Annotated in this window: 26 protein-coding genes; 20 read left to right on the forward strand and 6 right to left on the reverse strand. The window is 59.1% G+C overall.

The genetic code is table 11. The annotated features are described in order from the left end of the window. The 4 genes from LQ231_RS20200 to LQ231_RS20215 form a co-directional block, all read right to left on the reverse strand. Entirely contained in the window at positions 1-1,278 is a 1,278-nt protein-coding gene (locus LQ231_RS20200; protein ID WP_230173536.1) for a TRAP transporter large permease, read from the reverse strand. A 9-nt stretch (positions 1,279-1,287) separates the two neighbouring features. After that, the gene (locus tag LQ231_RS20205) at positions 1,288-1,755 is read right to left on the reverse strand and encodes a TRAP transporter small permease (protein WP_113139682.1); all 468 of its coding nucleotides are present in this window, start codon (positions 1,753-1,755) and stop codon (positions 1,288-1,290) included. 73 nt (positions 1,756-1,828) lie between these two features. Then, positions 1,829-2,821 (reverse strand): TRAP transporter substrate-binding protein, encoded by a 993-nt coding sequence (locus LQ231_RS20210; RefSeq protein WP_230173537.1) that lies wholly within the window; start codon positions 2,819-2,821, stop codon positions 1,829-1,831. 36 nt (positions 2,822-2,857) lie between these two features. After that, positions 2,858-3,610, reverse strand: a complete 753-nt coding sequence (locus LQ231_RS20215; protein ID WP_230173538.1) for a FadR/GntR family transcriptional regulator — start codon at positions 3,608-3,610, stop codon at positions 2,858-2,860. Between the two features lie 479 nt (positions 3,611-4,089). On the opposite strand from LQ231_RS20215, the gene LQ231_RS20220 reads away from it, so the two are divergent. Continuing rightward, positions 4,090-4,887, forward strand: a complete 798-nt coding sequence (locus LQ231_RS20220) for a creatininase family protein (RefSeq protein WP_230173539.1) — start codon at positions 4,090-4,092, stop codon at positions 4,885-4,887. Between the two features lie 13 nt (positions 4,888-4,900). On the opposite strand, the gene LQ231_RS20225 is transcribed toward LQ231_RS20220, so the two are convergent. Next, a complete protein-coding gene (locus LQ231_RS20225) occupies positions 4,901-5,839 on the reverse strand; it encodes a LysR family transcriptional regulator (RefSeq protein WP_230173540.1) in 939 nt (312 codons plus the stop codon). A gap of 183 nt (positions 5,840-6,022) precedes the next feature. On the opposite strand from LQ231_RS20225, the gene LQ231_RS20230 reads away from it, so the two are divergent. From LQ231_RS20230 to LQ231_RS20265, 8 genes are all read left to right on the forward strand, one after another. Continuing rightward, a complete protein-coding gene (locus LQ231_RS20230; protein WP_230173541.1) occupies positions 6,023-7,039 on the forward strand; it encodes an ABC transporter substrate-binding protein in 1,017 nt (338 codons plus the stop codon). A gap of 69 nt (positions 7,040-7,108) precedes the next feature. Continuing rightward, positions 7,109-7,933 (forward strand): ABC transporter ATP-binding protein, encoded by an 825-nt coding sequence (locus tag LQ231_RS20235; RefSeq protein WP_230173542.1) that lies wholly within the window; start codon positions 7,109-7,111, stop codon positions 7,931-7,933. Next, on the forward strand, positions 7,933-8,781 hold the full coding sequence (locus LQ231_RS20240) for an ABC transporter permease (RefSeq protein ID WP_230173543.1): 849 nt from the start codon (positions 7,933-7,935) through the stop codon (positions 8,779-8,781). Before LQ231_RS20235 ends, LQ231_RS20240 begins: the two co-directional genes overlap by 1 nt. Next, positions 8,781-10,094 carry a cytosine deaminase gene (locus LQ231_RS20245; RefSeq protein ID WP_230173545.1) on the forward strand — a complete coding sequence of 438 codons (1,314 nt, stop codon included), beginning with the start codon at positions 8,781-8,783 and terminating at the stop codon, positions 10,092-10,094. The genes LQ231_RS20240 and LQ231_RS20245 overlap by 1 nt, the downstream gene beginning before the upstream one ends. 1 nt (position 10,095) lies before the next feature. Beyond that, a complete protein-coding gene (locus tag LQ231_RS20250; protein WP_230173546.1) occupies positions 10,096-11,502 on the forward strand; it encodes an FAD-binding oxidoreductase in 1,407 nt (468 codons plus the stop codon). After that, positions 11,502-12,083: an NAD(P)H-dependent oxidoreductase gene (locus tag LQ231_RS20255; protein ID WP_230173547.1), complete on the forward strand. Its 582-nt coding sequence runs from the start codon at positions 11,502-11,504 to the stop codon at positions 12,081-12,083. The genes LQ231_RS20250 and LQ231_RS20255 overlap by 1 nt, the downstream gene beginning before the upstream one ends. A gap of 4 nt (positions 12,084-12,087) precedes the next feature. Continuing rightward, positions 12,088-12,483 (forward strand): Rid family hydrolase, encoded by a 396-nt coding sequence (locus LQ231_RS20260; RefSeq protein WP_230173548.1) that lies wholly within the window; start codon positions 12,088-12,090, stop codon positions 12,481-12,483. Positions 12,484-12,672: 189 nt separating this feature from the next. Continuing rightward, on the forward strand, positions 12,673-13,605 hold the full coding sequence (locus LQ231_RS20265) for a LysR family transcriptional regulator (RefSeq protein ID WP_230173549.1): 933 nt from the start codon (positions 12,673-12,675) through the stop codon (positions 13,603-13,605). A 31-nt stretch (positions 13,606-13,636) separates the two neighbouring features. Here the strand turns inward: LQ231_RS20265 and LQ231_RS20270 are convergent, their stop codons facing one another. Then, positions 13,637-14,650: an aldo/keto reductase gene (locus LQ231_RS20270; protein WP_230173550.1), complete on the reverse strand. Its 1,014-nt coding sequence runs from the start codon at positions 14,648-14,650 to the stop codon at positions 13,637-13,639. Positions 14,651-14,975: 325 nt separating this feature from the next. On the opposite strand from LQ231_RS20270, the gene LQ231_RS20275 reads away from it, so the two are divergent. The 11 genes from LQ231_RS20275 (at position 14,976) to LQ231_RS20325 (ending at position 25,823) form a co-directional block, all read left to right on the forward strand. Next, entirely contained in the window at positions 14,976-15,326 is a 351-nt protein-coding gene (locus LQ231_RS20275; protein WP_230173551.1) for a hypothetical protein, read from the forward strand. 43 nt (positions 15,327-15,369) lie between these two features. After that, positions 15,370-15,957, forward strand: coding sequence for a DNA-3-methyladenine glycosylase (locus tag LQ231_RS20280; protein ID WP_230173552.1), 588 nt, complete (start codon positions 15,370-15,372; stop codon positions 15,955-15,957). 190 nt (positions 15,958-16,147) lie between these two features. Further along, positions 16,148-16,384 (forward strand): hypothetical protein, encoded by a 237-nt coding sequence (locus LQ231_RS20285; RefSeq protein ID WP_230173554.1) that lies wholly within the window; start codon positions 16,148-16,150, stop codon positions 16,382-16,384. A gap of 284 nt (positions 16,385-16,668) precedes the next feature. Beyond that, positions 16,669-17,724 carry a DNA topoisomerase IB gene (locus LQ231_RS20290; RefSeq protein WP_230173556.1) on the forward strand — a complete coding sequence of 352 codons (1,056 nt, stop codon included), beginning with the start codon at positions 16,669-16,671 and terminating at the stop codon, positions 17,722-17,724. Positions 17,725-18,046: 322 nt separating this feature from the next. Next, positions 18,047-18,799, forward strand: coding sequence for a helix-turn-helix domain-containing protein (locus tag LQ231_RS20295; protein WP_230173558.1), 753 nt, complete (start codon positions 18,047-18,049; stop codon positions 18,797-18,799). 3 nt (positions 18,800-18,802) lie between these two features. Continuing rightward, positions 18,803-19,900, forward strand: coding sequence for an extracellular solute-binding protein (locus tag LQ231_RS20300; RefSeq protein WP_230173560.1), 1,098 nt, complete (start codon positions 18,803-18,805; stop codon positions 19,898-19,900). A 64-nt stretch (positions 19,901-19,964) separates the two neighbouring features. After that, on the forward strand, positions 19,965-21,683 hold the full coding sequence (locus LQ231_RS20305; protein WP_230173562.1) for an iron ABC transporter permease: 1,719 nt from the start codon (positions 19,965-19,967) through the stop codon (positions 21,681-21,683). After that, the gene (locus LQ231_RS20310; protein WP_230173564.1) at positions 21,676-22,752 is read left to right on the forward strand and encodes an ABC transporter ATP-binding protein; all 1,077 of its coding nucleotides are present in this window, start codon (positions 21,676-21,678) and stop codon (positions 22,750-22,752) included. Before LQ231_RS20305 ends, LQ231_RS20310 begins: the two co-directional genes overlap by 8 nt. A 7-nt stretch (positions 22,753-22,759) precedes the next feature. Continuing rightward, entirely contained in the window at positions 22,760-23,965 is a 1,206-nt protein-coding gene (locus LQ231_RS20315; RefSeq protein ID WP_230173566.1) for a CoA transferase, read from the forward strand. Further along, positions 23,962-24,810: a CoA ester lyase gene (locus LQ231_RS20320; RefSeq protein ID WP_230173568.1), complete on the forward strand. Its 849-nt coding sequence runs from the start codon at positions 23,962-23,964 to the stop codon at positions 24,808-24,810. The genes LQ231_RS20315 and LQ231_RS20320 overlap by 4 nt, the downstream gene beginning before the upstream one ends. Further along, on the forward strand, positions 24,807-25,823 hold the full coding sequence (locus tag LQ231_RS20325) for a hydroxyacid dehydrogenase (RefSeq protein WP_230173570.1): 1,017 nt from the start codon (positions 24,807-24,809) through the stop codon (positions 25,821-25,823). Before LQ231_RS20320 ends, LQ231_RS20325 begins: the two co-directional genes overlap by 4 nt. Positions 25,824-25,830: the final 7 nt, after the last annotated feature.

The raw sequence follows: 25,830 nt of genomic DNA on the forward strand, positions 1-25,830 counted from the left end.
TTATTGAGCAATCATGCGAGGCAGCCACAGTGTGAAATCCTTTGCAAAGGTCAGGATCATCAGTGTGGACAGAAGCGGTATATAGAAGGGAAGAAGAGCCCTTAGCAGTTGGCGGACTGACACTTTGGCAATGTCAGACACGAGAAAGAGCGACAGTCCCATGGGTGGTGTCAACAGACCCAGCATCAAGTTGAAAACTGCGACAATGCCGAGCTGAACCGGATCGACACCGGCCAGTACCAGCGGTGGGGCGATGATTGGAACCAGGAGCAGGGTGGCTGTTGTCGAATCGAGAAACATGCCAGCGACGAAGAAGATCAGATTGGCAATGATCAGCAGCATCAATGGATCGTCCGACAGACCCAGTAGTGCCGATGCGAAGGTCTGGGGGACCTGCTCAACGGCCAGAATCCATCCGAACAGAGCCGCAGACGCAACGATGATGAGGATGGCGCTGGAACTACGGGCCGTTAGCACGGCTGAGTGCCAAAGATGAGCGAGGGTCAACTCGCGGTAAACGACGGAGCTGATGAAGATCACGTACACGGCCGTCATCGCAGCTGCTTCCGTTGGAGTGAACGCGCCGGCGATCATTCCTCCGACCATCAGGATCGGCGCCACCATCGCGGGAAGGGCGGGCATAAAGGTGGCGGCGATTTCACCGAGTGTTGGCCAGCGCTCCGCGCGGGGATGGCCATGCCGAATGGCCACGATCAGGACGGTCAGCATCAACAGGATTGTGCAGACAATGGCCGGCATAATGCCTGCGACCAGAAGCTGGACGATCGAAACGCTGGTCACCGATCCATAGACGATCAGTGGAATTGAGGGCGGAAAGATCGGCCCCAGCGTGGCGGAGGCTGCGGTGACGGCACCCGCGAAGGCAGGGTTGAATCCACGCTTCTTCATCGCGTCGATCTCGATGCGACCAAGGCCGCCGATATCGGCAAGCGCGGCACCAGACATGCCTGAAAATACCAGGCTGCCAAAGACGTTTACCTGCGCCAGGCCACCGGGGATCCGGCCAACCAGGGTATAGGCGAAGCGGAAAATCCGGTCCGTGATGCCGGAAAGGTTCATCAGGTTGCCGACGAAAATGAACAGAGGCACGGCAACGAGGGGAAATGAATCCAGCGCGTAGGTAATCCGCTGCGCCAGCAATCCAAGGGGCAGGCCTTCTATCAGCACATAGGCAATGGATGGCAACAGGATGGCATAGACGACCGGAAAACCGAGGATGAAAAGCCCTAGAAAGGCGATGACGACCAGAAAACCCATGGGTGCTCCTCAGACTGCGATGTTTTTATCCGCCTGCGGCGGTTTGCGCAGATGGATCAGATGAACGACGGCAGCACCGGTGAAGCCGAACAGTGCCGCTCCCAGGAAGATCCAGAATGGAATGCCGAGTGTGGGCGTGGCATTTGCAAGGTTTCTGGAGACGTTCATTGCCGTCACCCATCCGATAAAGCCGGTCACAGCGATGCCGGATAGCGAAATGCTGACATTGATGATGGCGCGTAGGCGGGCGGGCAGGGCAGCCTTGATTTCTCCCATGACAATATTTTCGCCGTTCTGCACGACGAGAGGGTAGGCGCAGAACACAAGACAGATCAGCAAAAAGCGCGTCAATTCCTCGGCGCCGATAAACGGAAGGGTAAAGAGGTTGCGCATGACGATCTGCGCAGTAGGCACGAGTACAAGTCCGGCGACAAACAGGGCGACGATTGCCGTCAGGACGCGTTCAGGGAGACGCATCTTGCAAACTCCGTTGACGGGAAAAGGGATCTGTCGCAGGGGCGCCGTTATGCCGCCCCTGCATTTTCGATCGTTACTTAATGGCCTCGATCTGGGCCATCAGCGGATCGAAGTCAGGAAAATCCTGTTTCACCTGAGCACTTACCTTTTCACGGAAAGCGCCAATATCAAGTCCCTCAGCCTCCGTGATGACAGTCATTCCACGGCCCTTGAGATCCTCAACAAGCTTAGCTTCGGACTCTGTTGCCATCTGAAGCGATTTCTTGGCTTCGTCATCAAGCACCTTGGTAATCGCCGAACGCTGTTCTTCGCTCATGCCCTGCCAGATTTCCTCATTGACGAAGACTGCAAGCACCGCCCGCATGTGACCCGTCATGGCCAGATGCGACTGCACCTCGTTGAGGTTGTTGGACGCGATCATCGTCAACGGGTTTTCCTGGCCGACGACAACGCCAGTCATAAGTGCGGTGGGAAGTTCAGCGACTTCGACGGGGGTTGGAATGGCTCCAAAACCCTTCACCATGGAGACCCACAGTTCGAGCGGCACGGCACGGAACGGCTTGCCAGCGAGATCGGCTGGCGTCTTCACCGCGAAGTTGGACGAGATATGCCGGTCGCCGCGATAGATGCGGCCGATGATGCGCACACCTTGTGCGATCAATTTCTCATTGACCGCCTGAAGGGCCGGCGATGTTTGCGGATCGGTTGCAGCCAGTGCATGTGCCCCGTCGCGGTAGATGAATGGCGCGTTAAAGACTGCGACCTCCGGGACCAAGCGGGCAAGCGAGGCGAAGTCATGATGCCCCATGGAGATCGACCCCATGCGAACGCCATCAACCATCTCGGCAACACCGCCAAGCTGGCTGGCTGGATAGACAGTGACCGCGACGCTGCCGTTGGTCGCGGTTTTGATCCCCTCTGCGGCTTGCGCGGCGTAGACGGTCTGGATATCGCCTTCCGCGCCGACATGCGCGTAGCGTAAATCGGCCGCTGACGCAGTGCCCGCCGCAAGCGATGTCCCCAGCGCGACCAGGGTCGCGGCACCGAGCTTCAGTAAGTTAAGCATGTTCTTCCTCCTCCTTGGATAAAAGACTGATCTGCGTCACTCCTCTTTCGGCAGATCCTTCTTCGTGAACGCGGCGATGTAGCTCTTGCGTCGGAGCTCGTCGCCGATGGCAAAATGCTGTCTAAGCTTGTCTTCCGACGCATCGGGATCGCGCGACAAAAGGCAGAGATAGATTTCGCGATGGGCCTCCACGAGATAATCGTGGATTCCACTGGTATCGTGTGTCTCCACGCGCCGATTGACGTGACTGCGTTTGAGCAATGTCGCAATGGACTGGTAGATCGTGATAAGGGCTGGACTTCGGCTGGCTTCGACGAGTGCCAGATGGAAGGCAAAATCGGCCGCGCCTCCTTCTTCGGCGTCGCCCAGCGTATCCATCAGGTGCGCAAGCAGGCTTCCGATACGAGAGAGATCACCGTCGGTTGCGCGAAGGCAGGCAAGTCGGATCGCCTGGCATTCTATGGCGATACGTGCCTGCATGATGTCGTCCATCATATCGGGCTGCTGAGCCAGACAGAAAGTCAGGAAGTCGCCGAGAACGGCCATGTCCGCCTTGCGCACATATGCGCCCTTGCCATGTCGGATGTCGAGAAAACCGAGGTTTGCCAGTGAGCGTAGCGCCTCGCGCAGCACAGGTCGCGACACACCCAGCGTAAGTGAGAGTTCCCGTTCTCCGAGAAGCCGATCTCCCTCTTTCAATACTCCGGCCAGCAGTTGCTCACGAAAGAACGCGAGCACCTTTTCCGTGCCTGCAACTTCTGCCTCTTCATCGACTACGACTGAATTCACAACTGGCCTCCACTGGTATGACCACTACTACACCAGTTTAGCAAAGGTCAAGTAGCTCGGCTTTGTTTAACGGGCAGGCGTAGCGCGCGTCGAATTTATGGGCAGTATCCTCGGTACTCCCAACGCGAATTCCTGGATCCCAGGCGCCAATGTACAGCCGTTAAGAAACCTCATCTTGAGAAGGTGACTTCACCTGCGCCGGTTGGATCGTATCAAGGCACACGCCCGGTCTGGCGCATCCGTTCGCGCTTCTCTCGTCTGCTCGCGAGACGGAGGCTCCTGCGGTTATTTTTCCGTGGCTTTCCTTGCATATCGCGTATTCCTGGCGTGCCTGCTTGCCGCCATCGCGATGCTGATGCCACCGACATCGATAAAATCCGAACGCAAAAAGGCATCGTGCCGGACGCAAATTGATGCTTTTCGTTGCGCATACTATTCTCGTATTCCTCGCCTACGGTGATAAAAAAGGAGACGAGGCCATGGGAAGACCCTTTTTCTGGAACGAGTTGAACACTGCCGACTTTGCCCAGTTGCCGGTCGACCGAACCATTGCCATCCTGCCGATCGCCTCGACCGAGCAACACGGTCCGCATCTGCCGATCTCCACCGACGTCACCATCGCCAACGGCATGCTGGCAGAGGTACGAAACAAGCTGCCTGAAACCCTGGATGTGCTCGTCCTCCCGACGCAGGAGATTGGCAAAGCCAACGAGCATATCTACGGACCCGGGACCCTGTCGCTTGGCGCAGAGCTCCTCATTCCGACCTGGACAGCGATCGGTGCCAAGGTCGCCGAAGCAGGCGTGCGAAAGATGGTGATCGTCAACTCTCACGGCGGCAACCTCGACATCATGAATATCGTCGCCCGCGAATTGAGGGTGCGCTTTTCCATGGCGGTTGTTGCTACCCAGTGGTCACGTTTCGGCAGCCCGGAAGGCCTGATCAGCGAACACGAGCAGAAGTTCGGCATCCACGGCGGCGACATGGAAACGTCCATGATGCTGCATTTCCGCCCGGATCTGGTTCATATGGACAAAGCCGAAAACTTCGCCTCCAAAGCAGAATGGATGAAGGAAAACACGCACCATTTACAGCCATTGCCGCCGCACTCACTGGCATGGATCGCCCATGATCTGAACCCCAACGGCGTTGTTGGCAATGCATCGCTGGGCACGGCGAAAAAGGGGGAGTTGATCGCCAGCCACCAGGCGAAGGGCTTCATCAACCTTCTGGACGATCTGACGCACTACCCGCTTTCCAATCTCTATTCGAGATAGCCGGGCTCCGGCATCATTTTTCCGACGCCAGAATATGGCCTTTGGCTTGCAGTTCCTGCATCATCGCCAGCAGTTCCGACATCAGATACTCGATGAACAGGCTGGTGGGGGCGTCGAGCGGCGCGCGCGCCCGCGCAAACAGCTTCATAGGCTGACGGGAATGCGTTTCCACGATTGGGCGGAACACCAGTTCGCCGCGGCGGCATTCTACAATGACATCCAGCGGATTGAGCAACGTCAAGCCCGTGCCCGACCTGACCAACTGTTTGAGCATCTCCGACGCATTGGTTTCGACAACCGGCTCCACCGAGACAGGCAGTGGTGCCAAGGCCAGATTGATAACGTCCCGTAAGCTGGTTCCTGTTTGCGCCAGCACCAGCCGTTCCTGCACAACATCCACCAGACTGATCGGACCGCTGCCCGCCAGTCTGTGTCCCGGTGGAAGAACGACACCGATCGGCACATCGAAATTCGCCAGCGTGCGGATGCCCGGCGTCGCTGGAATGTTGAAGCCGAGACCAATATCGACTTCGCCGGTCAAGACCGGGTGAAGGGTTGTCGAACCGCCATCGTTGCGCAGCTGGATACGCACGCGGGGATGTTGCCCGACGAATTTGGCGATGATTTCCGGCAAAGGCCCTGCCGCAAGCCCGACTGTTGTCACCATCGACACTTTACCCGCCTGCGGCATCTTTAGGCCGCGAATGCGCGATTCCAGTCGCTCGTAGTTCTTCAGAACGTCGCGAATATGCTCGATGCACAGTTCGCCCGCGGCCGTCAGCCGCAGGCCGCGCGGCAGTCGCTCGAAGATCGGCACGCCAATTTCCGCCTCCAGTGCCAGGATCTGGCGATTGATCGCCGAGGACGCGACATTCAAGCGCGCGGCAGCCTTGCGAATGGATCCGCAACGCGCGATTTCATTGATATAGTCCAGTTTTCGGGAATGCAGCATCGGTCCGGTCTTTCATCGTTCGCAGGACAGGGCGGGGCTCCGAGAAGAGCGCGCAGACAGATGCCTAAAAAGCATCAATGTGGACGAATTTTGATGCTTTTCAAAGAGCAAGGCAACAGCTCAAATGGAGAAAATGGGCGGCCAATGACGACCGCCTGTTGCATCAAAGGGGAACGACGCAGAATGCGCACTCTACTGAAATCGACTGCACTTCCTGTCATGGTTGGCCTCGGCGCCGTGGTCGCGACCTTCGCCCAGGCAGCAGCTGCTGACAAAGTGACCTACGGCACCAACTGGCTGGCGCAGGCCGAGCACGGCGGCTTTTACCAGGCGGTCGCCGACGGCACGTATGAAAAATACGGCCTCGATGTCTCCATCGTGCAGGGCGGGCCGAACGCTGCCAACAGCGCGTTGCTGATTTCCGGCAAGATCGATTTTTACATGGGCAGCCCGCAGAGCGAAATTTCCGCTACGGAACAGGGGATTCCAATCGTCGATGTCGCCGCTATTTTCCAGAAGGACCCACAGGTCCTGATCGCACATCCAGATCAGGGAATTGAGAAATTTGAGGATCTGGCCAAGCTGCCGACGATCTTCATGGGCAAGGACGGCTACCTCACCTATTTCGAGTGGATGAAGGCGAACTTTCCCGGCTTCAAGGACGAACAGTACAAGCCATATAATTTCAGCCCTGCACCCTTTCTCGCCGACAAACAATCGGCCCAGCAGGGTTACCTGACGTCTGAGCCCTACGAGATCGAGAAGCAGGCGGGCTGGACGCCGAAAGTCTTCCTCTTGGCCGACAGTGGCTATTCCCCCTATTCGACCATGATCACCACACAGGCATCGCTCGTCGAAACCAAGCCGGATCTTGTGCAGCGTTTCGTCGATGCCTCGATCGAGGGCTGGTACAACTACCTTTACGGCGACAATGCCAAGGCCAATGCCCTGATCAAGACCGACAATCCGGAAATGACCGATGGGCAGATCGCCTATTCGATCGCCAAGATGAAGGAATATGGCATTCTCGAATCCGGCGCAGCGCTTGAAAAGGGGATCGGCTGCATCACCGAGGAGAAATACAAGAAGTTCTTCGATGACGGTGTTGCCATGAAGCTTTTCAAGGCTGAAACCGACTACAAGAAGGCATTTGCGGCGCAGTTTGCCTGCAAGGGCGTCGGCATGGCACTGAAGAAATAACAGCACACTGATCGTCCCGCCGCCGGTCCGGCGGCGGGACACAGCAACTGTCGAGCAGCCGGGACAGCAATGATTTTGGAAGAAGCACGCGGGCTGAAGCGGTCCACCGAAGGACACAAACGGCCACTGGTTGTCATGGACAGGGTCTCGAAGCGCTTTTCAAGCGGTACGCAGGCGCTCTCGGATATGTCGCTCGTCGTGGAAAGCGGAGAGTTCGTTAGCCTGCTGGGGCCGTCGGGTTGCGGCAAATCCACGGCACTGCGAATCATAGCCGGTCTCGGCGACGCCTCGTCGGGCACGATCGACTGGCCGAGTTCGAGGATCAATTCCCGCGGATTGCCGGACGGCGACATCAGCTTCGTCTTTCAGGAGCCGACACTCATGCCCTGGCAGACGGTCTTCGGCAATGTGCATCTTCCGCTGAAATTGCGCGGCATCTCGAACGCCGCTGCCCGTCCGCAGATCCTCGAAGCACTCGCGACCGTCGGTCTTGCGGATTTCGCCGATGCCTATCCGCGCGAGCTTTCCGGCGGCATGAAGATGCGTGTCTCGATCGCCCGTGCGCTGGTGACGAAGCCGAAGCTGCTGTTGATGGACGAGCCTTTCGCCGCACTCGACGAAATCACCCGCCAGAAGCTCAATGACGACGTGCTGCGCCTGTGGAAGCAAACCGGCATCACCGTGATCTTCGTCACCCATTCGGTATTTGAATCCGCCTATCTCTCCAATCGCATCGTAGTGATGAAGGCAAGGCCGGGCCGTGTGCATGCCGATTTTCCGCTGCACACCAGCCTGGAGCGCGACGCCCTCTACCGAACATCGGAGGACTATCGGCAGGCCTGCGAAAAGGTCTCGACCATGTTGCTCGAAGCCATCGGATCGGGGGAGCACTGATGCGTACACAAAACAAGGCACCGGATAGCTCCACGAATATCTCCTCCTCGGACCGCAACACGCACCGCGACCTCGTGCTGCGCATTCTAGTGCCGTTTTTTGTGCTGGCGACCATGGTGCTGATCTGGCATGTCGGCGTCACCGTTTCCGGCGTACCGCCCTATATCCTGCCGAGCCCGATCGCGGTTGCCACAGCACTGTTCACAGATTGGCATACGTTGGCGCCGGCACTGTGGGTGACCACCAAGATCACGCTGCTGTCGCTGTTGCTCGCCCTCATCGGCGGGGTGGGTTTCGCGGTTTTTCTGGTTCAGTCACGCTGGGTCGAGATTGCCTTCTACCCGATCGCCGTCATCCTGCAGGTCACCCCGATCGTCGCGATCTCGCCGCTGATCCTGATCTATGCGCCTTCGACCCAGGTGGCCCTGCTGATTTGCGCCTTCCTTGTCGCCTTCTTTCCGATCCTGTCGAACATGGTGCAGGGGCTGAAAAGCGTCGATCACAATCTGCTCAATCTGTTCGATCTCTACGGCGCCTCGCGGTGGCAGACTTTGCTTTATCTCAAGCTTCCCGCGTCACTTCCCTATTTCATGACCGGTCTGCGCATCGGCGGTGGCCTGGCACTGATCGCGGCCGTCGTTGCGGAATTTGCGGCAGGCTCCGCCGGCGCCGGTTCCGGCCTCGCGTTCCGCCTGCTCGAAGCCCAGTACCGGATGAACATTCCGCGCCTCTTTGCGGCGCTGATCCTCTTGTCGCTGCTGGGTGTGACGATCTTCGCGCTGACCTCCTTGATCTCCTGGCTGAGCCTGCATCGCTGGCACGAAAGCAGCCTGAAAAGGGAAAACTGATGTCGAACCCATTCGTTTCCCTGCCGGACGGTCAGTATTTCGTGCTCAGCAATGCCACGGTGCCAGCGATCGCCGTGACCGCACCCACCGGTCCGGCGGTCGAAGGCCTGGCATCGGTAGATATCGTGATTTCCAATGGAAGGATCGATGCCGTTTTACCGGCGGGCACTGCTCCGGTGGACTTGCCGAAGGCTGATTTGCGCCAAGGCATGGTCTGGCCCTGTTTTGCCGACATGCACACCCATCTCGACAAGGGCCACATCTGGCCGCGTCGCCCCAACCCTGACGGCACTTTCATGGGGGCACTCGACAATGTCGGCATCGATCGCGAGGCCAACTGGACGGCGGGCGACATCAGGACGCGGATGGATTTTTCGCTGCGCGCAGCCTACGCCCACGGCACGCATCTGATCCGGACCCATCTCGATTCCATCGCCCCCCAGCATCGCATTTCCTTCGAGGTCTTTTCAGAGCTTCGGGAGGCATGGAAAGATCGGATCGCATTGCAGGCGGTTGCGCTGTTCCCGCTCGACAAGATATTCGAAGCGCCGTTTTTCGATGATCTCGTCTCGGTCATTCGGGAACACCAAGGGATCCTCGGCGGTGTCACCTATCTGATGCCGGATCTGAAGGGACGCCTCGACCTGCTGTTTCGCACCGCCGCGGACAACGGCTTCGACATCGATCTGCATGTCGACGAGACCGAGGACCGACAGGTACTGACGCTGAAGACCATCGCCGAGGCCAAGCTGCGCAATGGGTTCCAGGGTGCCGTCACCGTCGGCCATTGCTGCTCGCTTGCACGACAGGACGAACACGTCGCAAAGGCAACCATCGATCTCGTTGCCAGGGCCGGCATATCCGTGGTCTCCCTGCCGATGTGCAACATGTATCTGCAGGACAGGCATCCGGGCCGCACGCCACGCTGGCGCGGAGTGACGCTGTTTCATGAGCTCGCGGCAGCCGGGGTGGCAACGGCCGTATCGTCGGACAATACCCGCGATCCCTTCTATGCCTATGGCGACATGGACCCGGTCGAAGTCTTTCGCGAGGCGGTGCGCATCCTGCATCTCGATCATCCGCTGACGGATGCGGCCCGCGTCGTCACGATCTCGCCTGCCGACATTCTTGGCCGACCGGACCTTGGCCGTATCGCCGTCGGAGGCCCCGCCGATCTTGTTTTGTTCAGCGCCCGTCGCTGGAGCGAATTTTTATCCCGTCCGCAGGCCGACCGCATCGTGATGCGGAATGGCATGGGCATCGACCGCAGCCTGCCGGACTACCGCGAACTCGACCCGATCCTTGGAGCATGACATGCCCGACTATGCAGCGATCAAGAAGGAACTCGACGGCATCGCCGTTGAGGACAATGCGGCGCTGGTGCGCCAGAAAAGCCGCGACTTCTTCTGGTATTCGCCGATCCTGAAGGCGCAGCTCCAAAACGTCACCGGCGATCTCGTCGTGTCTCCGACGTCCGAAGAGGAGGTCATCCGCGTCCTGAAGGTTGCCTATGCGCATGGAGCTCCTGTGACCCCGCGCGGCGCCGGCACCGGCAATTACGGCCAGGCCATGCCGCTCTCCGGCGGCATTATCCTCAACCTTGCCGGCATGGACAAAATCAAATCCATTCAGTCCGGAAAGGTCGTCTGCGAGCCCGGCGTTATCATTGCCCAGCTCGACAAGGCGACAAAGGCCCATTCCGGCCAAGAACTGCGTTTCCATCCCTCGACGGCCCAGACCGCGACCATCGGCGGTTTCATCGCCGGCGGATCGGGCGGCGTCGGATCGATCACCTGGGGTGGTCTTCGTGATCTCGGCAATATCCTGCGGCTGCGCGTCGTCACCATGGAAGCAGAGCCAAAGGTGCTGGACCTCACCGGCTGGGACCTGCAGAAGGTCAGCCACGCCTATGGCACCAACGGCATCATCACCGAGGTCGAAATGCCGCTTGCCCCCGCCTATGACTGGGTAGACGTGCTGGTCGGCTATGACGACTTCATGGATGCCGTGCGCTTTTCCGATGCACTCAGCCATATGAACGGCCTGCTGCTGAAGGAAGTGGCGCCGATCGCAGCCCCGATCCCGTACGACTATTTCACCCGTCACAAGCCCTATCTTCGTGATCGCGGCCAGTCGGTGGTGGTGATCATGATCGCGCCGCATGCGATGGAACCATTTGCTGCCTTCGTTGCCCAGCAGAAGGGCGAGATCCTGTTTCGCTCCGACAAGGTCGAGAGCATGAAGGGCATTCCGCATGCCTATGAGCTGGCATGGAACCACACGACGCTGAGGGCGCTGAAGCTCGATCCGAGCTTCACCTATCTGCAGGTTCAGTATCCCAGCCCAGACCATGTCGCCAAGGTCGGGAAACTGGTGGAAATCTTTGGCGACGAAGTGCCGGGGCATCTCGAGTTCATCAAGTTCGATGCGGCCATCCAGTGCTCCGGCCTGCCGCTGGTGCGCTACACCACCGAAGCGCGGCTGGAGGAGATCATTCGCATTCACGAAGACAATGGCTGCCCGATCTTCAACCCACACCGCTACACGCTGGAAGAAGGCGGGATGAAACAAACGGACAAGACCCAGCTCGCCTTCAAACAACAGACGGACCCCAAGGGGCTGCTTAACCCGGGCAAGATGATCGCCTGGGACAATCCGGATTTTGATTTCAACGCCGGCAAGAACTATCTCTTCCCTGGCCTTGCGGCACTGGGGGTCTGATGCGCGTCCTGCTGCTCCATTCCCATCCGGTCGAAGAAAGTTTCGGCGGTGCCCTCCATCGTCTCACCCGGGAAAGCCTACAGACGGCCGGTCACGAGGTCGATGATTGCAATCTCTATGCCGAAGGTTTCGATCCTGTCCTGTCGCGCCACGACCGGATGATCTATCATGACTACCCCGACAACACGGCGCTGGTGAAGGAGCATTGCGACCGGCTGCTGGCGGCCGAAGGACTGGTCATCGTCACGCCGGTGTGGAATTTCGGCTTTCCGGCGATCCTGAAAGGCTATTTCGACCGCGTCTGGCTGCCCGGCATCTCCTTCGAACTGGTGGACGGCAAGGTCCAGTCTCGGTTGCGCCATATCCGCAAGCTTGGCGCGGTCATGACCTACGGCGCGACGCCGTTACGGGCATTTGTCGCCGGCAACCCGCCGAAGAAGATCGTCAAGCGGGTGCTACGCGCGCAGATCAATCCGTGGTCGCCGGTAACCTTCCTCGCCCACTACGACATGAACAATTGCACGCAAGACACGCGGGCACGCTTCATGGCGAAGGTGAAAACGAAGATGGAAAGGTTCTGAGCCGATGCCGGGAAAAACCGCCTTCAATCCGCCTTCGGTCCGTCGCCCTTTCGGCAATTACAATCACGGCCTTCTGGTTCCGCCGGGCGCAAGCCTTCTCGTTACCTCCGGTCAACTGGGCATAACCCTCGACGACAGCATTCCTGAAAGCGTCACGGCACAGGCGGAACTTTGCTTCGAGGCAATCGGCGCCATTCTTTCGCAGGCAGGGATGAGCTTTGCCGACGTTATCCGCATCAGCGGCTTCGTCACGAAACGGGAGGACTTCCCGGCCTATATGGCTGTTCGTGACCGATACACGTTGGAGCCGAAGCCGGTTTCGACGCTGATCATCGTCTCCGGATTCACTCGACCGGAATTTCTGGTTGAGGTAGAGATTACCGCCGCCAAGATTTTTTGAAACATTCTTTCTCGGTCGCGTTCACCGTGTCCAGGCTCATCGGCTATTGGAATGGTACCTCTGCCGGATCCCCCGGCAGACGGCCGGATTTCCCAGGATTTCAAAAAGCCAATCACAGGTGGATCTTCCCCGTAGCGCGAACCGCGCCTAAGGTCGTCGCTCTCTTGAGACTTGGGATGGGAAAGCCTGATGGACAATCGCGCGGGTGAGATGATGGTCTTCGTGCAGGTGGTGCAAGCCGGCAGCTTTTCGGAAGCAGCACGGTCGCTTCTGATGACCCCCTCGACCGTGTCCAAGCTCGTGGCACGGCTCGAAAGTAGGCTCGGTATTCGACTGGTCGAACGCTCGACCCGGCGCTTGGTGCTGACCCGTGAGGGCGAGTTTTACTACGAGCGCAGCCAGAAGCTCCTCGCCGAACTCGACGAAACCGAACAACAGATCGCCCAAGGCGGCGCCGAGCCTGAAGGCGTGATCCGCGTCAGCTCTTCGGTGACTTTTGGGGTTGCTGCACTTGAGCCGATTTTGCCCGCCTTCTGGGAGGCCTATCCCGGGATTGTTATCGATCTTTCCCTGTCTGACGAAACGATTGATCTCTATCTCGACCGCACCGATGTGGCGATCAGGGTGGGCAAGCTGCCAGATTCCAATCTCATTGCGCGCAAGATCGGCGTGACCCAGCGGCGCATCGTTGCCTCGCCGGCATATCTCGAGAAATGGGGTGTGCCACAGACACCTGAGGATTTGCTCAAGCACAACTGCATCGGGTTCAATTTCCGCAGGGCCAATCCCGTCTGGCCGATGCGGGAAGGCGGGCGGATCGTGGAACGGATGCTCAGCGGATCATTGCTGGTGAACAACGGGGACACCATTCGCCGGATGGCAATCGCAGGTGTGGGCATCGGGCGCATCGCAGACTATCACGTTCGCGGATCTCTAGCCCGGGGCGAGTTGGTCGAAGTGCTGGCCGACAGCTCGGTCATCGAATTCGACGACATTCACGCCCTGTATCGCGGTACCCAGCTCATGCCGGCGCGTGTCCGCGCCTTCCTGGACTTCACCGTGCCGCGCCTGCAGAAATTCCTCGCGATCGACCCGGCGACGGACGCCTCCTCCATCAGATGATGAACGAGGTGTCCGGTCGGGGAGGCATTGCTCAATGGTCGATGGGCAGCGGCGCATTTGAATTGACGAGACCTTCCTGGCGCATTTCGTGCCAGAAATCGGCAGGAATGGTCTCGTTCAGCGCTGCGCTGTCCTCCGCGATTCGCTCAGGCTTGCTGGCGCCGGGGATGACGGCAGCCACGGCGGGATGAGAGAGTGAGAATTGCAGGCCCGCCGCCTTCATGCTGACGCCGTGGCGTCCGGCGATCGCCTTGATGCGTGCCACCTTGTTAAGGATCGCCGGTGTTGCGGGCGCGTATTCGAAGTTCGGCCCGCCAACCAGCGCGCCTGAACTGTAGGGACCACCGACGACGACACCGAGGCCACGATTGGCCACCATCGGCATGACGCGCTGAAGCGCACGGTCATGGTCGAGCAGGGTGTAGCGCCCGGCAAGCAGAAATCCATCCGGCCTTGGACCTTCCAGCCCGAGCAGCAATTCGATCGGCTCGACCCGATTAACGCCGAGGCCCCACGCCTTGATAACCCCTTCGTCGCGCAGCCGGTCCAGTGCCTTGAAAGCGCCTTTCCGGGCGTTTTCGAAGGCGGAAAGCCATTCGTCACCGTAGAAATCCTGGGCGACATCATGCACGAAGGCGATATCGATGTGATCGGTCCCCAACCGCTTGAGGCTGTCCTCGATCGAGCGAAGGGTACCGTCCTCGGAATAGTCATTTACGATCTTGTTGGGTCGGCCATACTTGAAGACGTCCCCCTTCTCGCCGAGATCGCGGGCGCTGATATCTTCAATCTCGTCTAGGATGACCCTGCCGACCTTGGTGCTTATGACATACTGATCGCGCGGTTTTCCAGCGAGCGCCTCACCCATACGGATTTCCGCGAGGCCGGCACCATAAAACGGCGCATTATCATAATAGCGGATACCGTCCTTCCATGCGGCCTCGACCGTCGAAAGCGCTTCGGTTTCCGGAATGTCGCGAAACATGTTTCCGAGCGGGGCAGCGCCAAAACCGATCCGGCTCGGCAGAATATTCTTGAGAGTCATCGTCTTGATCCTTTCATGCCGGCATGTCGTAACCAGCGCCGGTGCCTGTCTGTTCATAAATGCAGGATGAAAGGCAGCAGCGGTAGCCGGTGACAATTCGCAGGAGCTGGGAAGGAAATTCACAACTGCGTTTCCCTGCACATTTCCGTTGCGCTCCGGATTTCTTCTGACGCACGATTGTTTCATGGCTTTTGTGTCGAGATCTGAGGCCCGGCTACCTTGCGGATTGCGTTCCAGGTGGAACATCTGATCGCGCCGCAGGTTTTGCGCAGGGCGACGGGACACGCATGTTTGTGCCCATGGTGGCAAACGCAGGAGAGGTATCATGACCAATATCAAAACCAGGGGGTTCGACAGTCCGGCGCAGATGCGCGAATACCTTGAGGAAGTGGACGTGGACGAGGCCTTGATTGCCGGGCGCTTGGGCTCCGAAGACCGGTCCGTGAAGGATGCGTTGAAAGAACTGCGGAGCCAGATCGACGCTCTGCGCCGACGGATCGCGGAAATGCAACGGCAAGACGTGCATGCCGAGGCGGAGATGAGCGGTTGGTTGCGCGCGGCTCTGACGACAACAATCACCATTGCGCTGGGCCGTATCGCCTCGCATATGAAACTCGGGATCGTGGGAGCGGTTGCCATTCCTCTGGTTGTGGCACAGCTGAACCGCAAGCTCTGACCGAAGCGACAGGCCGGCTGCCGTTCGCAGGGGGGAGGGGGAGATGACGATGAGCGAGCGGATGAGTGTCGAATTCTTCCGACGCGATGCGGTGTCTGTTGCGGCCGACCTGCTGGGCGTGCGTCTCATCTTTGCCGGCGTTGGCGGGATCATCGTCGAGACGGAGGCTTATCGGCGGGATGACGAGGCATCACACAGCTTCCGGGGGATGACAAAGGCGAATTCGGCAATGTTCTCGGAACCTGCGCGCGCATATATTTACAGGTCATTTGGTCTCCACTGGTGCCTGAACTTTGTCTGCGAGGAGGGCAGCGCAGTTTTAATCCGCGCGCTGCAGCCCACTGATGCTATTGAGGTTATGGAGCAGCGGAGAGGAATTGCCGATCTGAGGCGCCTGTGCGCGGGGCCGGGCAATCTTTGCCAGGCACTTTCTGTTACAGGCATCATGAACGAATGGCCGCTGCTTGCTCAGCCGTTTTCACTTCAAATGCCGGCGCAAAAGCCTGTCATCGTCAACGGGCCGCGTATTGGCATCACCAAGGTGGTTGATCAACCTTGGCGCTTTGCCGTGGCAGGCTCGCCCTACCTGAGCAAGCCTGTGCGCCAGGCAGTGCCGCCGCCGATATTCTAACAGTCGGCACAGCTATCGGATCTTCCGCCCAGGTTCGAGCAGCCTATGTCGCCGTAGCAGCCCAACGTCGGTACCCAGGCGGATTGTTGCCGCCGCGCGGAACCGAACGGGCATTGTGCGGTTTGTCCTACATGCAATCGAAGCATGGCGTCGTAGACATCCAGTGTTCGTACCTGAAGGGAGCATCATCATGGAAAGAAAAAAGCCGTCGTCCAAGGAGCAGATTGAGGCGGACGCCCGTGGGCAATCGGAGATAAATCACCAGGGAGGCACCAACAATGGCGTCAGTAGCGCCAAGCCGCGGGTCATCACCCATTCCGACGACGCCACCGTGCAAAAGCAGTTACGAGGTGGCGACAAGGGGAAGAAGGACTGGGACCTCAATTATGACGAACGAGACAGCAACGAGGGCGAGTTTCGCGGCTGAAATTTGAGGGGCCTTTCATTTAGTGAGAAGAACAACCGAAGCCGGTGGATGTTCCTGATGCCGGGTACCCCGACGATTTTGCCGAAGGCTCTGGCAAGGTGTTGGAACCTACGGAATTCTGACGTGTTTCAAGAGCGCAGGTGATCATCGGCATGCACTTCAGCGTCTGCGACCGTTACAAGCTCAAAGGTTCAGGTAGTTGCTGCGCCGGGACGAAGCAGACGAAACAGCGGCACGCGGACGGGCGCCTTGGAGGGGTAAGGCTAGGGAGGGGTAAAGCTAGAATGGACCTTCGGCATGAGGCGCGGCGCGACAAACTCTCAGCCGATGGCGCTGGCTTGGTTTATGTGAGTTCGCTTGAAGGCGGGGTCGTCCGCAAACCAGGACGAAACGGCTTCTTGTATTTCGATAAAACCGGGGCACGCATCCGCGATGCTGACGAGCTTAGCCGCATCGCGGCGCTCGCCATCCCGCCAGCCTATACCGATGTCCTCATCTCCGCTGACCGGAACACGCACCTCCAGGCAGTTGGCGTGGATGCCCGCGGCAGGAAGCAGTATCGCTACCATCCGGACTGGGTCGCCGAGCGCGGAAAGGCGAAGTTCGACAAGCTGGTGAGTTTCGCACAGAGCCTGCCTGACATCAGGCAGAGAGTGGATCGCGATCTGCGCAAGCGGAACGTTTCCCTGGAGAAAGCGCTGGCGACAGTGGTTTATGCGTTGGACAACCTTTACATCCGTATCGGCAACCAACGCTATGCGGGAGAAAACGGCTCATTTGGACTGACCACACTCAGGAACCGCCATATCCGGATAGATGGCTCGGTGGTGAAGTTTCGGTTCCGTGGAAAATCGGGAAAAGAATGGAATATTTCCCACACGGACAGGCGGCTTGCCGCTGCGCTGAAACGTCTTCAAGAATTAGCCGGCCAATCCCTGTTTCAGTATCTGGACGATAAGGGATCGCCGCGGCAACTGACCTCACAGGACGTAAATACCTACATTCGGGATGCGGCGGGCGCCGATTTCACCTCCCGCCAGTTTCGCACCTGGGGTGCGACCTGCATGGCCGCTTTTCTTTTGGCAGATTTGAGCCGGGCCGACAGCCGGCGCGAGAGGTCAGTTCAGGTCAATTCTGTCGTGGACCAGGTCGCGGCAAGGCTGGTCAACACCCGTTCGGTGTGCCGGACATCTTATATTCATCCAAGAGCGTTTGAAGATTTCGAGGCCGGTACGTTGCCGACGATCTTCAAAATGGGAAAGACGCGCAGCAGACGTTTGCTCGACTGGATGGATGAAGATGAGATCAGCGCCTTGAAATGGCTCAGTTCGGCAAAATGACCGCGGTTGCATTGCCTTTCTTCGTGGCAGAAGTGCCGCTATCGCCGGCAAGACAACTAGCTTGGCGCTCATCGGCTTCCTCAAGATGCTGATCTGTAAGCGAAATACGGCCGCGGATCCGTGATTTGGTTGCTTCACGCGAGGATTGGCGAAGTACCCGAACTTCACCCTTTAAAATCGATTGCGCATCGCGTCTCCAAGCTTTGGTATTCCTGCCGAAACGAGGTGCGGATCTGAAAACCCGAATTCACGATTGACCACGACTGCATCATTCAGTATTATAAAGTTGTTCAGTATATTGAACGATCTGGGAGGGTCTCTTTTGAGTGGTCGTGGTGTCGAGCGCGTTCTTGATATGATCGAGTGGTTTGCCGCTTCGACGGGTCCGGCCGGCCTGTCAGAGATTGCCGCCGCTTTGGCAATGCCCAAGTCGAGCGCACTGCAAATGCTGCAATCACTGACGGAGCGTGGTTACGTGCAGCGGCTTGAAAGCGGGGAATACGCACTGCGTCGCCTGCCTGGAGAGATTTCCTCCGACGGTCAGAACTATGGTGCGCTGATCGCTCTGATATCACCCTATTTGCTCGCGGCGGTGGAGCAGACCGGGGAGAGCGGCTTCATTGCTGTGCTCGAAGGACAGTCAATCCGATATCTCAACAAGGTCCTGCCGAAGCGTGAGATACTCTACGACCGCGACATCGTTCCAACGCGCCCGGCGCACAAGGTCGCCAGCGGCGTTGTGCTTCTTGCGGCCGGAACTGATGCAAAGATCGACAGCTATGTGGCCGCTGCTTGTCTTTCCGAAGCGGAAGAGGAAAAGCTGCGAGACGCGATCACGAGCGCCAGGGCTGCAGGCTTCTACGTCAATCCGATGGGGATTGTTGAAGGAGCGGCGGGCGCTGCCGCTCCCATCTTCGGAGCGAGTGGCGAGGTCATCGCCGCGTTCAATATTTCCGGTCCCCAGGCAAGATTCATCTCGAATTCCGGCCGCATCAGTGAAGTGGTCAGGGAAACCGCGGTCGCGATCAGTGAGGAGCTGACGCGTCGCCGTCGTCGTATATCCAAAGGGAGGTAAGCAATGAAATTGACCACACTTTCGGCCGTTGCAGGGTTGCTCGTCGGCATTGCCGGCACGGCTCAAGCGCAGGGCGTGCCTGAGGGCTATCCAGCCGAGTATTCGACGATCATCGAAGGGTCGCGCTCCGAAGCCGGGCTGATGATCTATTCCAACATGGCGGACAACAACTGGCAGCCGATCCTCGAGGGCTTTAAGGCCAAATATCCTTGGGTGACGGTCGAGACCATCGACCTGGGGTCCGGCACGGTGCACTCTCGCTGGGAGGCTGAAAAGGGATCGAGCGCCCGCACCGCCGATCTTCTGGTGTCCGGTGCCAATGACCGCTGGGCATCCTATGGCAAGGACGGGCTGATGGAAGACTACAAAAGTCCGGAAGTGGCGAAGCTGCCAGAATTCGCAAATCCGTATCCGGGCGTGAATGTCCTTTCGACGGATCCGCTTGTCATCACCTACAATGCGGCGCTGCTGCCGGAAGACCAGCGTCCGAAGGGTTTTGCGTCATTGGTTGCCGCAGCCACAGCCGCACCGGACAATTTCAAAGGCAAGATCACCACCTACGACGCCGCGCGCAACAGTTTTGGACTGAGCGCCTGGTGGAGCTATATGAACAAGAAGGGTGAGCAAGGCTGGAGTGACCTTCGCAAGATCGGACCGATGATCCGCGGTGAAACCTCCGGCGGTCCGATGAATGAAAAGATCGCGACCGGCGAATATTTGATGGGCATTGCCGTGTCGGGGATCACCATCTTTCCGCGACTGGAACAGCCGGGCGGTGAGATCCTCGGCTTTGCCTTTCCCGACGACGGCACGATCATGATGCTGCGCGGCATGGGCATTCCCAAGGGCGCTGCCAATCCCAACTCTGCCAAGCTCTTCGTCGACTATGCCCTGAGCCAGGAAGGTCAGACGCTCGTCGGCAAGGGCGGGTTGGTTCCCTACCGTGAAGATGTCGCTGAGGACCAGGTACGCTACACCTTCCAGAAGATCGGCGAGACGGTCGGCAATGACAACATGATCATCGCAGGTTTCGATCAGCGCCTGATCACCGAAGCGGGCCCCTTCGTCGAGAAGTGGAACGCGGCAATCGCTGGCCGCTAAAGCTCGGCCCGAGGGCCGTCCACGTTTCGTGGCGGCCCTCCACCAACCCTGACAGGAAAATTCGATGACGGATATCAGCCACGCCGGCGAGGCCGGAAGGGGGATAGACCGATCGCGTGCGATCTACTGGGGCGTTGCGGCGCTGACGACGATCCTCGTATTCGGTCCAATCACCCCGATCATCTTCCAGGCCTTCCTCGACAAGCCCCTCTATGACGAGACGGCTGTCTTGACGGTCGGCAACTTCAGCCGCCTATTCAGCGAACCCGGCATGGCCGGCGTCTTTTTCAACACGCTTTACTTCGGTGCGTTGACGATGGTCATTGCGCAGGTCTTTGGCGCGATCATGGCCGTTCTGGTCGGGCGTACCAATCTGCCGGGACGCAAGTGGCTCGGTGAAATCTTCATCTGGCCGTTGTTCGTCTCGAACCTCGTCATCGCCTTTGGCTGGTTCACCATGTACGGCCCGTCGGGCTTCATGACACTTGCAGCCAAGACCTATCTCGGTGGAGCGCCGTGGAATCTCTACAGTGTCACAGGCATGGGCGTCGTTGCGGGGCTGAGCCAGGCACCGCTCACCTATCTCATGTGTCTGGCCGCCGTCACCAAGGCCGATCCGCTGTTGGAAGACGCCGCGCGTTCGACGGGTGCGGGACCTTTCCGGGCGCTGTTTTCGGTGACTATTCCGATGATCCGCCCTGCAATCATCTATTCAGCCGTGTTGAACTTTGTCGTTGGTATCGAGATGCTTGCCATCCCGCTGCTGTTTGGCGGCCCTTCCGGTATTCAGACCGTAACCACCTTCCTCTACAACGCTGGCATCAATGCCTCGGTGCGCCCGGAATACGGCATCGTCGGCGCCGCTGCCGTAATTCTTTTGATTGTGGTTGCCCTTCTCGTCTGGCTTCAGGGCTTCCTGATGAAGTCGTCCGGTCGCTTCGTCACGGTGCGCGGCAAGGCAAGTCGTCCTTCGACACTCGATCTCGGCGCATGGCGCTGGCCGGCCTTCATCTTTGTCTTCGCCTTTGCCTTTCTGACGATTATCTCGATCTTCGGCGGCATCTTCATGCGCTCGATGGTGAGTTTTCTCACCCCGCTGATCCCATTCTGGAAAGTGCTGACAACCGCCAATTTTGAACTTGTCCTGGGATCGGCCAATTATGTCCGCTCGATCGTCAACTCGGTACTTGTCGCAACGATCGGCGCGGCGATCGGCACATTCTTCATCCTGGTCATCGCTCTGGTCGCGCGTCGTTCGGACTTCCGTCATAATCGCGCGCTCGAATACATCGCTCTCTTCCCGCGCGCGCTGCCGGGCATCATTGCCGGCCTCGGCTTCTTTTACGCCATTATCTGGCTGCCGGGAGCCGATATCATACGCGGCACGATCGCCGTGCTCATACTTGCCTTCATGATCCGCTATATTCCTGTCGGCTTCGGCGCCATCGCCCCGGCACTTGCGCAGATCGGAGAGGAACTCGACCGAGGAGCGCGCATTTCCGGCGCGGACTGGTGGACGACGGTGACGCGCATCATTGTGCCTATCCTGAAGCCGGCGCTGTTCAGCTGCTATGCGCTGCTGTTCATCCACTTCTTCAAGGAATATGTGACCGCGGCCTTTCTCTACCAACCCGGTTCCGAGATTATCGGCACCACCATGCTGCAACTCGTCGCCCAGGGCGACAATGGCCCGGTCTCCGCCCTTGCAACCATCCAAGTCATCATTACCGCCGCGTTCGTCATTCTCGCACGCCGCGTCATGGGAGCCAAAATCTATGGCTGATCTTGTTCTTCAGAACCTCACAATCAAATACGGCGCCGTCACGGCCGTCGACAATCTGAACATTCATGTCGCTTCAGGCGAGTTCCTGACGCTGCTCGGACCATCCGGCTGTGGCAAGTCGACCTCCCTGTTTGCCGTTGCCGGCCTCAACCACGCAACATCCGGCACCATCCGCATCGGCGAGCGGGTGCTGTTCGACGGCAATCCGAACAACACGGTGCCGCCGGAAAAGCGCAATATCGGCCTTGTTTTCCAGTCTTATGCGCTTTGGCCGCACAAGTCGGTGGCGGAGAATCTTGCCTTCCCCCTGACGCTTCGAAAGATCGGCAGGGCCGAACGCGACGAGCGCATCAAGGAGGCGTTGGGCCTCGTCGAGATGCTGCCTTACGCCAACCGTTATCCCTTCGAGCTTTCGGGCGGACAGCAGCAGCGCGTGGCACTCGCACGTGCTCTGGTCTACCGGCCGCCTCTTCTGCTCCTCGACGAACCGCTGTCGAACCTCGATGCGAAACTGCGCGAGCGCGCCCGCGTCTGGCTTCGCGAACTGCAGGAGCGCTTGAAGGTCACCACCATATACGTCACGCATGACCAGTCGGAAGCGCTTGCCGTCTCAGACCGGATTGCGGTGATGAGCATGGGTCGGATGCGCCAGCTTGGCACGCCGCGCGAAATCTACGAGCGGCCCGCAGACAGTTTTGTTGCGGATTTCATTGGATCATCGAATTTTTTCGATGGCACAATGATCGAGAGCGGAACGGACGCAGCCCGGGTCCGCCTGGTCGATGGCAGTGAGATCGTGACGCCACCGGGCCCTGCGGATGCGACGGGCGCAGTCGTTGTCGCTGTTCGGCCAGAGAAGATCGAAATCGTCAACGAAACCGGCCCCAACACCTTGCGGGTCACGATCGAGCAGCGAACCTATCTCGGGTCCGTCTGGCAATATGCGGTGCGCTCGGGGTCGATCGAGTTTCGGATTCAAACACCGCTGGAACTGAAGGACGGATCCGTTCTGGTGCATATTCCCAAGGACTATTGCGCCGTTTTTCCCGGAACGCGCGACCAGAATTGAGGTCAACATGGCAGAGAATACAAAGACCGTCCGGTTCCAGCCCGATCGCAAAGGGCCGCTGCACGGCATCCGTGTCATCGATCTTAGTCGTGTCGTGGCAGGCAACATGCTGTCGCTCCAACTCGGCGATTTCGGTGCGGATGTCGTCAAGGTCGAGCCCCCACAGGGGGATGCCTTGCGGGAATGGCGCGACGATGGTCATTCCCTCCACTGGAAGACCTATGGGCGCAACAAACGCTCGATCGCGCTCAATCTGCGCCAGCCGAAGGCGTTGGAAGCGCTAAAGAAGCTGCTCGAGACGGCCGACGTCTTTATCGAGAACTTTCGGCCGGGCACGCTCGAGGAGATGGGATTGTGTCCGAGCGCTCTGCTGGAACTCAACCCGAAGCTGGTCATCGTGCGGATTTCTGGTTTCGGCCAGACCGGTCCCTATGCCAAGCTTCCCGGCTTTGGCACGCTGGTGGAAGCGATGAGCGGCTTTGCCATGCGCACCGGGTTCCCGGACCGTGAACCGGTTCTGCCGCCCCTGGCGCTGGCTGACATGATTTCCGGTTTGACCGGAGCCAATGCGGTGATGATGGCGCTGTTTGCCCGTGAACGGGGCGATGCTGCAGGCCAGGTCATCGACCTCTCGCTGCTCGAGCCGATCTTCGCTTCGCTCGGACCGGAGGCTTCGATCTATCATGTCACCGGCAAGGTCAAGGAACGGTCCGGCTCGGGCTCCAACACGGTTTCGCCGCGCAACGTGTATCTGTGCAGCGATGGCAAGTATGTGGCCCTCTCCGGATCGACGCAAGCGATCGCGATGCGCATCTTCGAGATCGTCGGTCGGCCCGACATGAAAGACGACCCCCGCTTTGCGACCAATGCGCAGCGCGTGAAGCACCGCGAACTGGTCGACGCGGCGCTTGCGGCCTGGTTCCTCACACGAACGCGCGACGAAGCCCTATCGGAGATGCGCAAGGCGGGCGCAACCGTTGGTCCCGTCTATGACATTGCCGATATCAGCACCGACCGGCATTTCGCCGAGCGCGAGATTGTGGTCAATGTCGAGGATGCCGATCTCGGCACCATTCCCCAGCACAACATATTCCCACGGTTTTCACAGACCCCCGGGGTCTTTCGCCATCCGGCACCTGACGTCGGCGAGCAGACCGAGGCTATTCTGGCCGAAATCGGCATGGCCTTGGGTGATCTGGAGGGGGACGAATGATCGCTTCGCTTCTTTATGTCCCCGGCAATGCGCCGCGATTTCTGGAAAAGGCCGGGCAACGTGGCGCCGATGTCGTTATCATCGATCTTGAGGATGCCGTCCCGGAAATGGCGAAGACCGAGGCGCGCGACAACCTGACCAAATGGGTGCCGGATATCAGGCGCATGGGCTGCCAGGTTTTTGTGCGCATCAACAATGGTGACCGCATGGTTGACGATGCCGTCGTGGCGACGCTGGCGGGAGCCGATGCGCTCTATATTCCCAAGGTCGGTAGCGTCGACATTCTCACGGGTCTCACCGAACATCTTGGACGACATGAGACGGGGCGGGCACCGATCGAGTTTGTTCCCTTGATCGAAGACATGAAAGGGCTGTTCGAAGTTCGCTCCATCGCCCACGGTCCGCGGGTCCTGGCGATCACTTCTGGTGGCGAAGATCTGGCAACGGCCATGGGCGCTCAGCCGACACCCGAAGTGCTGCGATATCCCAAGCTGATGATCCACTATGCGGCCAAGGAGGCAGGAGTGCTCTCCTTCGGCATGCTGCGGACCACGGTCGATTTCGCCGACAAGCAGGCACTTCGCGCGGCGGCCTCGGAGGCGCGTCAGTTCGGCTTCGACGGCGCAACCTGCATCCACCCATCGGTCGTGCCGATCCTCAATGAATGTTTCGCAGCCAGCCCGGACGAAATCGCCTGGGCGCAGAAAGTCGTTGCGGCCAACGAAAAAGAGGCGGCCGTGGGACGAGGGGCCTTCATGCTGGACGGCAGGTTCATCGATGCGCCGATCGTGACACGTGCCCGAAATCTTCTTCTACGATTTGAGAAAGGACGGGCCACCTCATGACCCAGGACAGCCTCCAGGGCGCACGGCACGGCCAACGTGGCCGGCGCATCCTCGTCACCCACAACAAGATTGCCGAAAAGGCAATCCGGCTCCTCAACGAGCACGACATCGATGTGTACTTCTCGCCGCCCTATGATGCATCCGACATCGTCGCAAAACGCGCAGGAGACCTTGGGGTCGACGGCATTATGGTGCGTCAGGGACGGATCACGGAGGAGGTGATCGCCGCCTCGCCCCGTCTCAAGGTCATCGCCAAGCACGGCGTGGGCATCGACAATGTCGATATCGCCGCCGCCGCAACGCTCGGGATCCCGGTGCTGCGGGCGATGGGATCGAACTCCCGTGCCGTCGCCGAACATACAATCGCGCTGGCGCTCAGCCTCATCAAGGAAATTTTGCCCCTCGATAAGGCTGTGAAAAGCGGCGAATGGCCAAAGCCGACCTTCATCGGCAAGGATTTTCTCGGAGCAACGATCGGACTGATCGGCTACGGCGGTATCGGGCGGGAAACGGCGCGCATGGCGGAGGCGCTGGGCATGGAGGTGGTCGTGCACGACCCCTTCGCTCCTGGTGCCGCGGAAGCGGACGGCTTCGCCTCAGCAAGCGATATCGATCACATGTTGCCGGATCTGGACATCCTCAGCATTCATTGCCCGCTGACGGCTGCAACCCGCGACCTGATCGACGCACGTCGGCTTGGCCTGATGAAGAAGACCGCGGTTCTGGTCAACACCGCGCGCGGCGGCATCATCAACGAGGCAGCGCTTGCTGAAGCGCTATCGGCAGGCACGGTTGCAGGTGCCGCACTCGACAGCTTTGCCACCGAACCACCGGCCGCCGATAGCCCGCTCTGGGCCTTGAGCACACTTATTGCCACCCCGCATATCGGCGGCGTCACCTACGGCTCCGCCGACGCGATGGCCGTGATTGCTGCCCAGCACATCATCAGCATTCTCGACGGCAATGAGCCGGACGAGCGTTCTGTCGCCCGCCCCACCGAACTTTCCATCTGAGGCTCTC

The organism is Rhizobium sp. CECT 9324 (assembly GCF_918741265.1).
In the GTDB taxonomy this organism is placed as follows: Bacteria; Pseudomonadota; Alphaproteobacteria; order Rhizobiales; family Rhizobiaceae; genus Allorhizobium.

What these genes read in the sequence shown, in the direction of transcription:
- LQ231_RS20200 (WP_230173536.1), bottom strand. Translation starts at nt 1,278, where the DNA reads ATGGGTTTTCTGGTCGTCATCGCCTTTCTAGGGCTTTTCATCCTCGGT.
- LQ231_RS20205 (WP_113139682.1), bottom strand. Translation starts at nt 1,755, where the DNA reads ATGCGTCTCCCTGAACGCGTCCTGACGGCAATCGTCGCCCTGTTTGTC.
- LQ231_RS20210 (WP_230173537.1), bottom strand. Translation starts at nt 2,821, where the DNA reads ATGCTTAACTTACTGAAGCTCGGTGCCGCGACCCTGGTCGCGCTGGGG.
- LQ231_RS20220 (WP_230173539.1), top strand. Translation starts at nt 4,090, where the DNA reads ATGGGAAGACCCTTTTTCTGGAACGAGTTGAACACTGCCGACTTTGCC.
- LQ231_RS20225 (WP_230173540.1), bottom strand. Translation starts at nt 5,839, where the DNA reads ATGCTGCATTCCCGAAAACTGGACTATATCAATGAAATCGCGCGTTGC.
- LQ231_RS20230 (WP_230173541.1), top strand. Translation starts at nt 6,023, where the DNA reads ATGCGCACTCTACTGAAATCGACTGCACTTCCTGTCATGGTTGGCCTC.
- LQ231_RS20235 (WP_230173542.1), top strand. Translation starts at nt 7,109, where the DNA reads ATGATTTTGGAAGAAGCACGCGGGCTGAAGCGGTCCACCGAAGGACAC.
- LQ231_RS20240 (WP_230173543.1), top strand. Translation starts at nt 7,933, where the DNA reads ATGCGTACACAAAACAAGGCACCGGATAGCTCCACGAATATCTCCTCC.
- LQ231_RS20245 (WP_230173545.1), top strand. Translation starts at nt 8,781, where the DNA reads ATGTCGAACCCATTCGTTTCCCTGCCGGACGGTCAGTATTTCGTGCTC.
- LQ231_RS20250 (WP_230173546.1), top strand. Translation starts at nt 10,096, where the DNA reads ATGCCCGACTATGCAGCGATCAAGAAGGAACTCGACGGCATCGCCGTT.
- LQ231_RS20255 (WP_230173547.1), top strand. Translation starts at nt 11,502, where the DNA reads ATGCGCGTCCTGCTGCTCCATTCCCATCCGGTCGAAGAAAGTTTCGGC.
- LQ231_RS20260 (WP_230173548.1), top strand. Translation starts at nt 12,088, where the DNA reads ATGCCGGGAAAAACCGCCTTCAATCCGCCTTCGGTCCGTCGCCCTTTC.
- LQ231_RS20265 (WP_230173549.1), top strand. Translation starts at nt 12,673, where the DNA reads ATGGACAATCGCGCGGGTGAGATGATGGTCTTCGTGCAGGTGGTGCAA.
- LQ231_RS20270 (WP_230173550.1), bottom strand. Translation starts at nt 14,650, where the DNA reads ATGACTCTCAAGAATATTCTGCCGAGCCGGATCGGTTTTGGCGCTGCC.
- LQ231_RS20275 (WP_230173551.1), top strand. Translation starts at nt 14,976, where the DNA reads ATGACCAATATCAAAACCAGGGGGTTCGACAGTCCGGCGCAGATGCGC.
- LQ231_RS20280 (WP_230173552.1), top strand. Translation starts at nt 15,370, where the DNA reads ATGACGATGAGCGAGCGGATGAGTGTCGAATTCTTCCGACGCGATGCG.
- LQ231_RS20285 (WP_230173554.1), top strand. Translation starts at nt 16,148, where the DNA reads ATGGAAAGAAAAAAGCCGTCGTCCAAGGAGCAGATTGAGGCGGACGCC.
- LQ231_RS20290 (WP_230173556.1), top strand. Translation starts at nt 16,669, where the DNA reads ATGGACCTTCGGCATGAGGCGCGGCGCGACAAACTCTCAGCCGATGGC.
- LQ231_RS20300 (WP_230173560.1), top strand. Translation starts at nt 18,803, where the DNA reads ATGAAATTGACCACACTTTCGGCCGTTGCAGGGTTGCTCGTCGGCATT.
- LQ231_RS20305 (WP_230173562.1), top strand. Translation starts at nt 19,965, where the DNA reads ATGACGGATATCAGCCACGCCGGCGAGGCCGGAAGGGGGATAGACCGA.
- LQ231_RS20310 (WP_230173564.1), top strand. Translation starts at nt 21,676, where the DNA reads ATGGCTGATCTTGTTCTTCAGAACCTCACAATCAAATACGGCGCCGTC.
- LQ231_RS20315 (WP_230173566.1), top strand. Translation starts at nt 22,760, where the DNA reads ATGGCAGAGAATACAAAGACCGTCCGGTTCCAGCCCGATCGCAAAGGG.
- LQ231_RS20320 (WP_230173568.1), top strand. Translation starts at nt 23,962, where the DNA reads ATGATCGCTTCGCTTCTTTATGTCCCCGGCAATGCGCCGCGATTTCTG.
- LQ231_RS20325 (WP_230173570.1), top strand. Translation starts at nt 24,807, where the DNA reads ATGACCCAGGACAGCCTCCAGGGCGCACGGCACGGCCAACGTGGCCGG.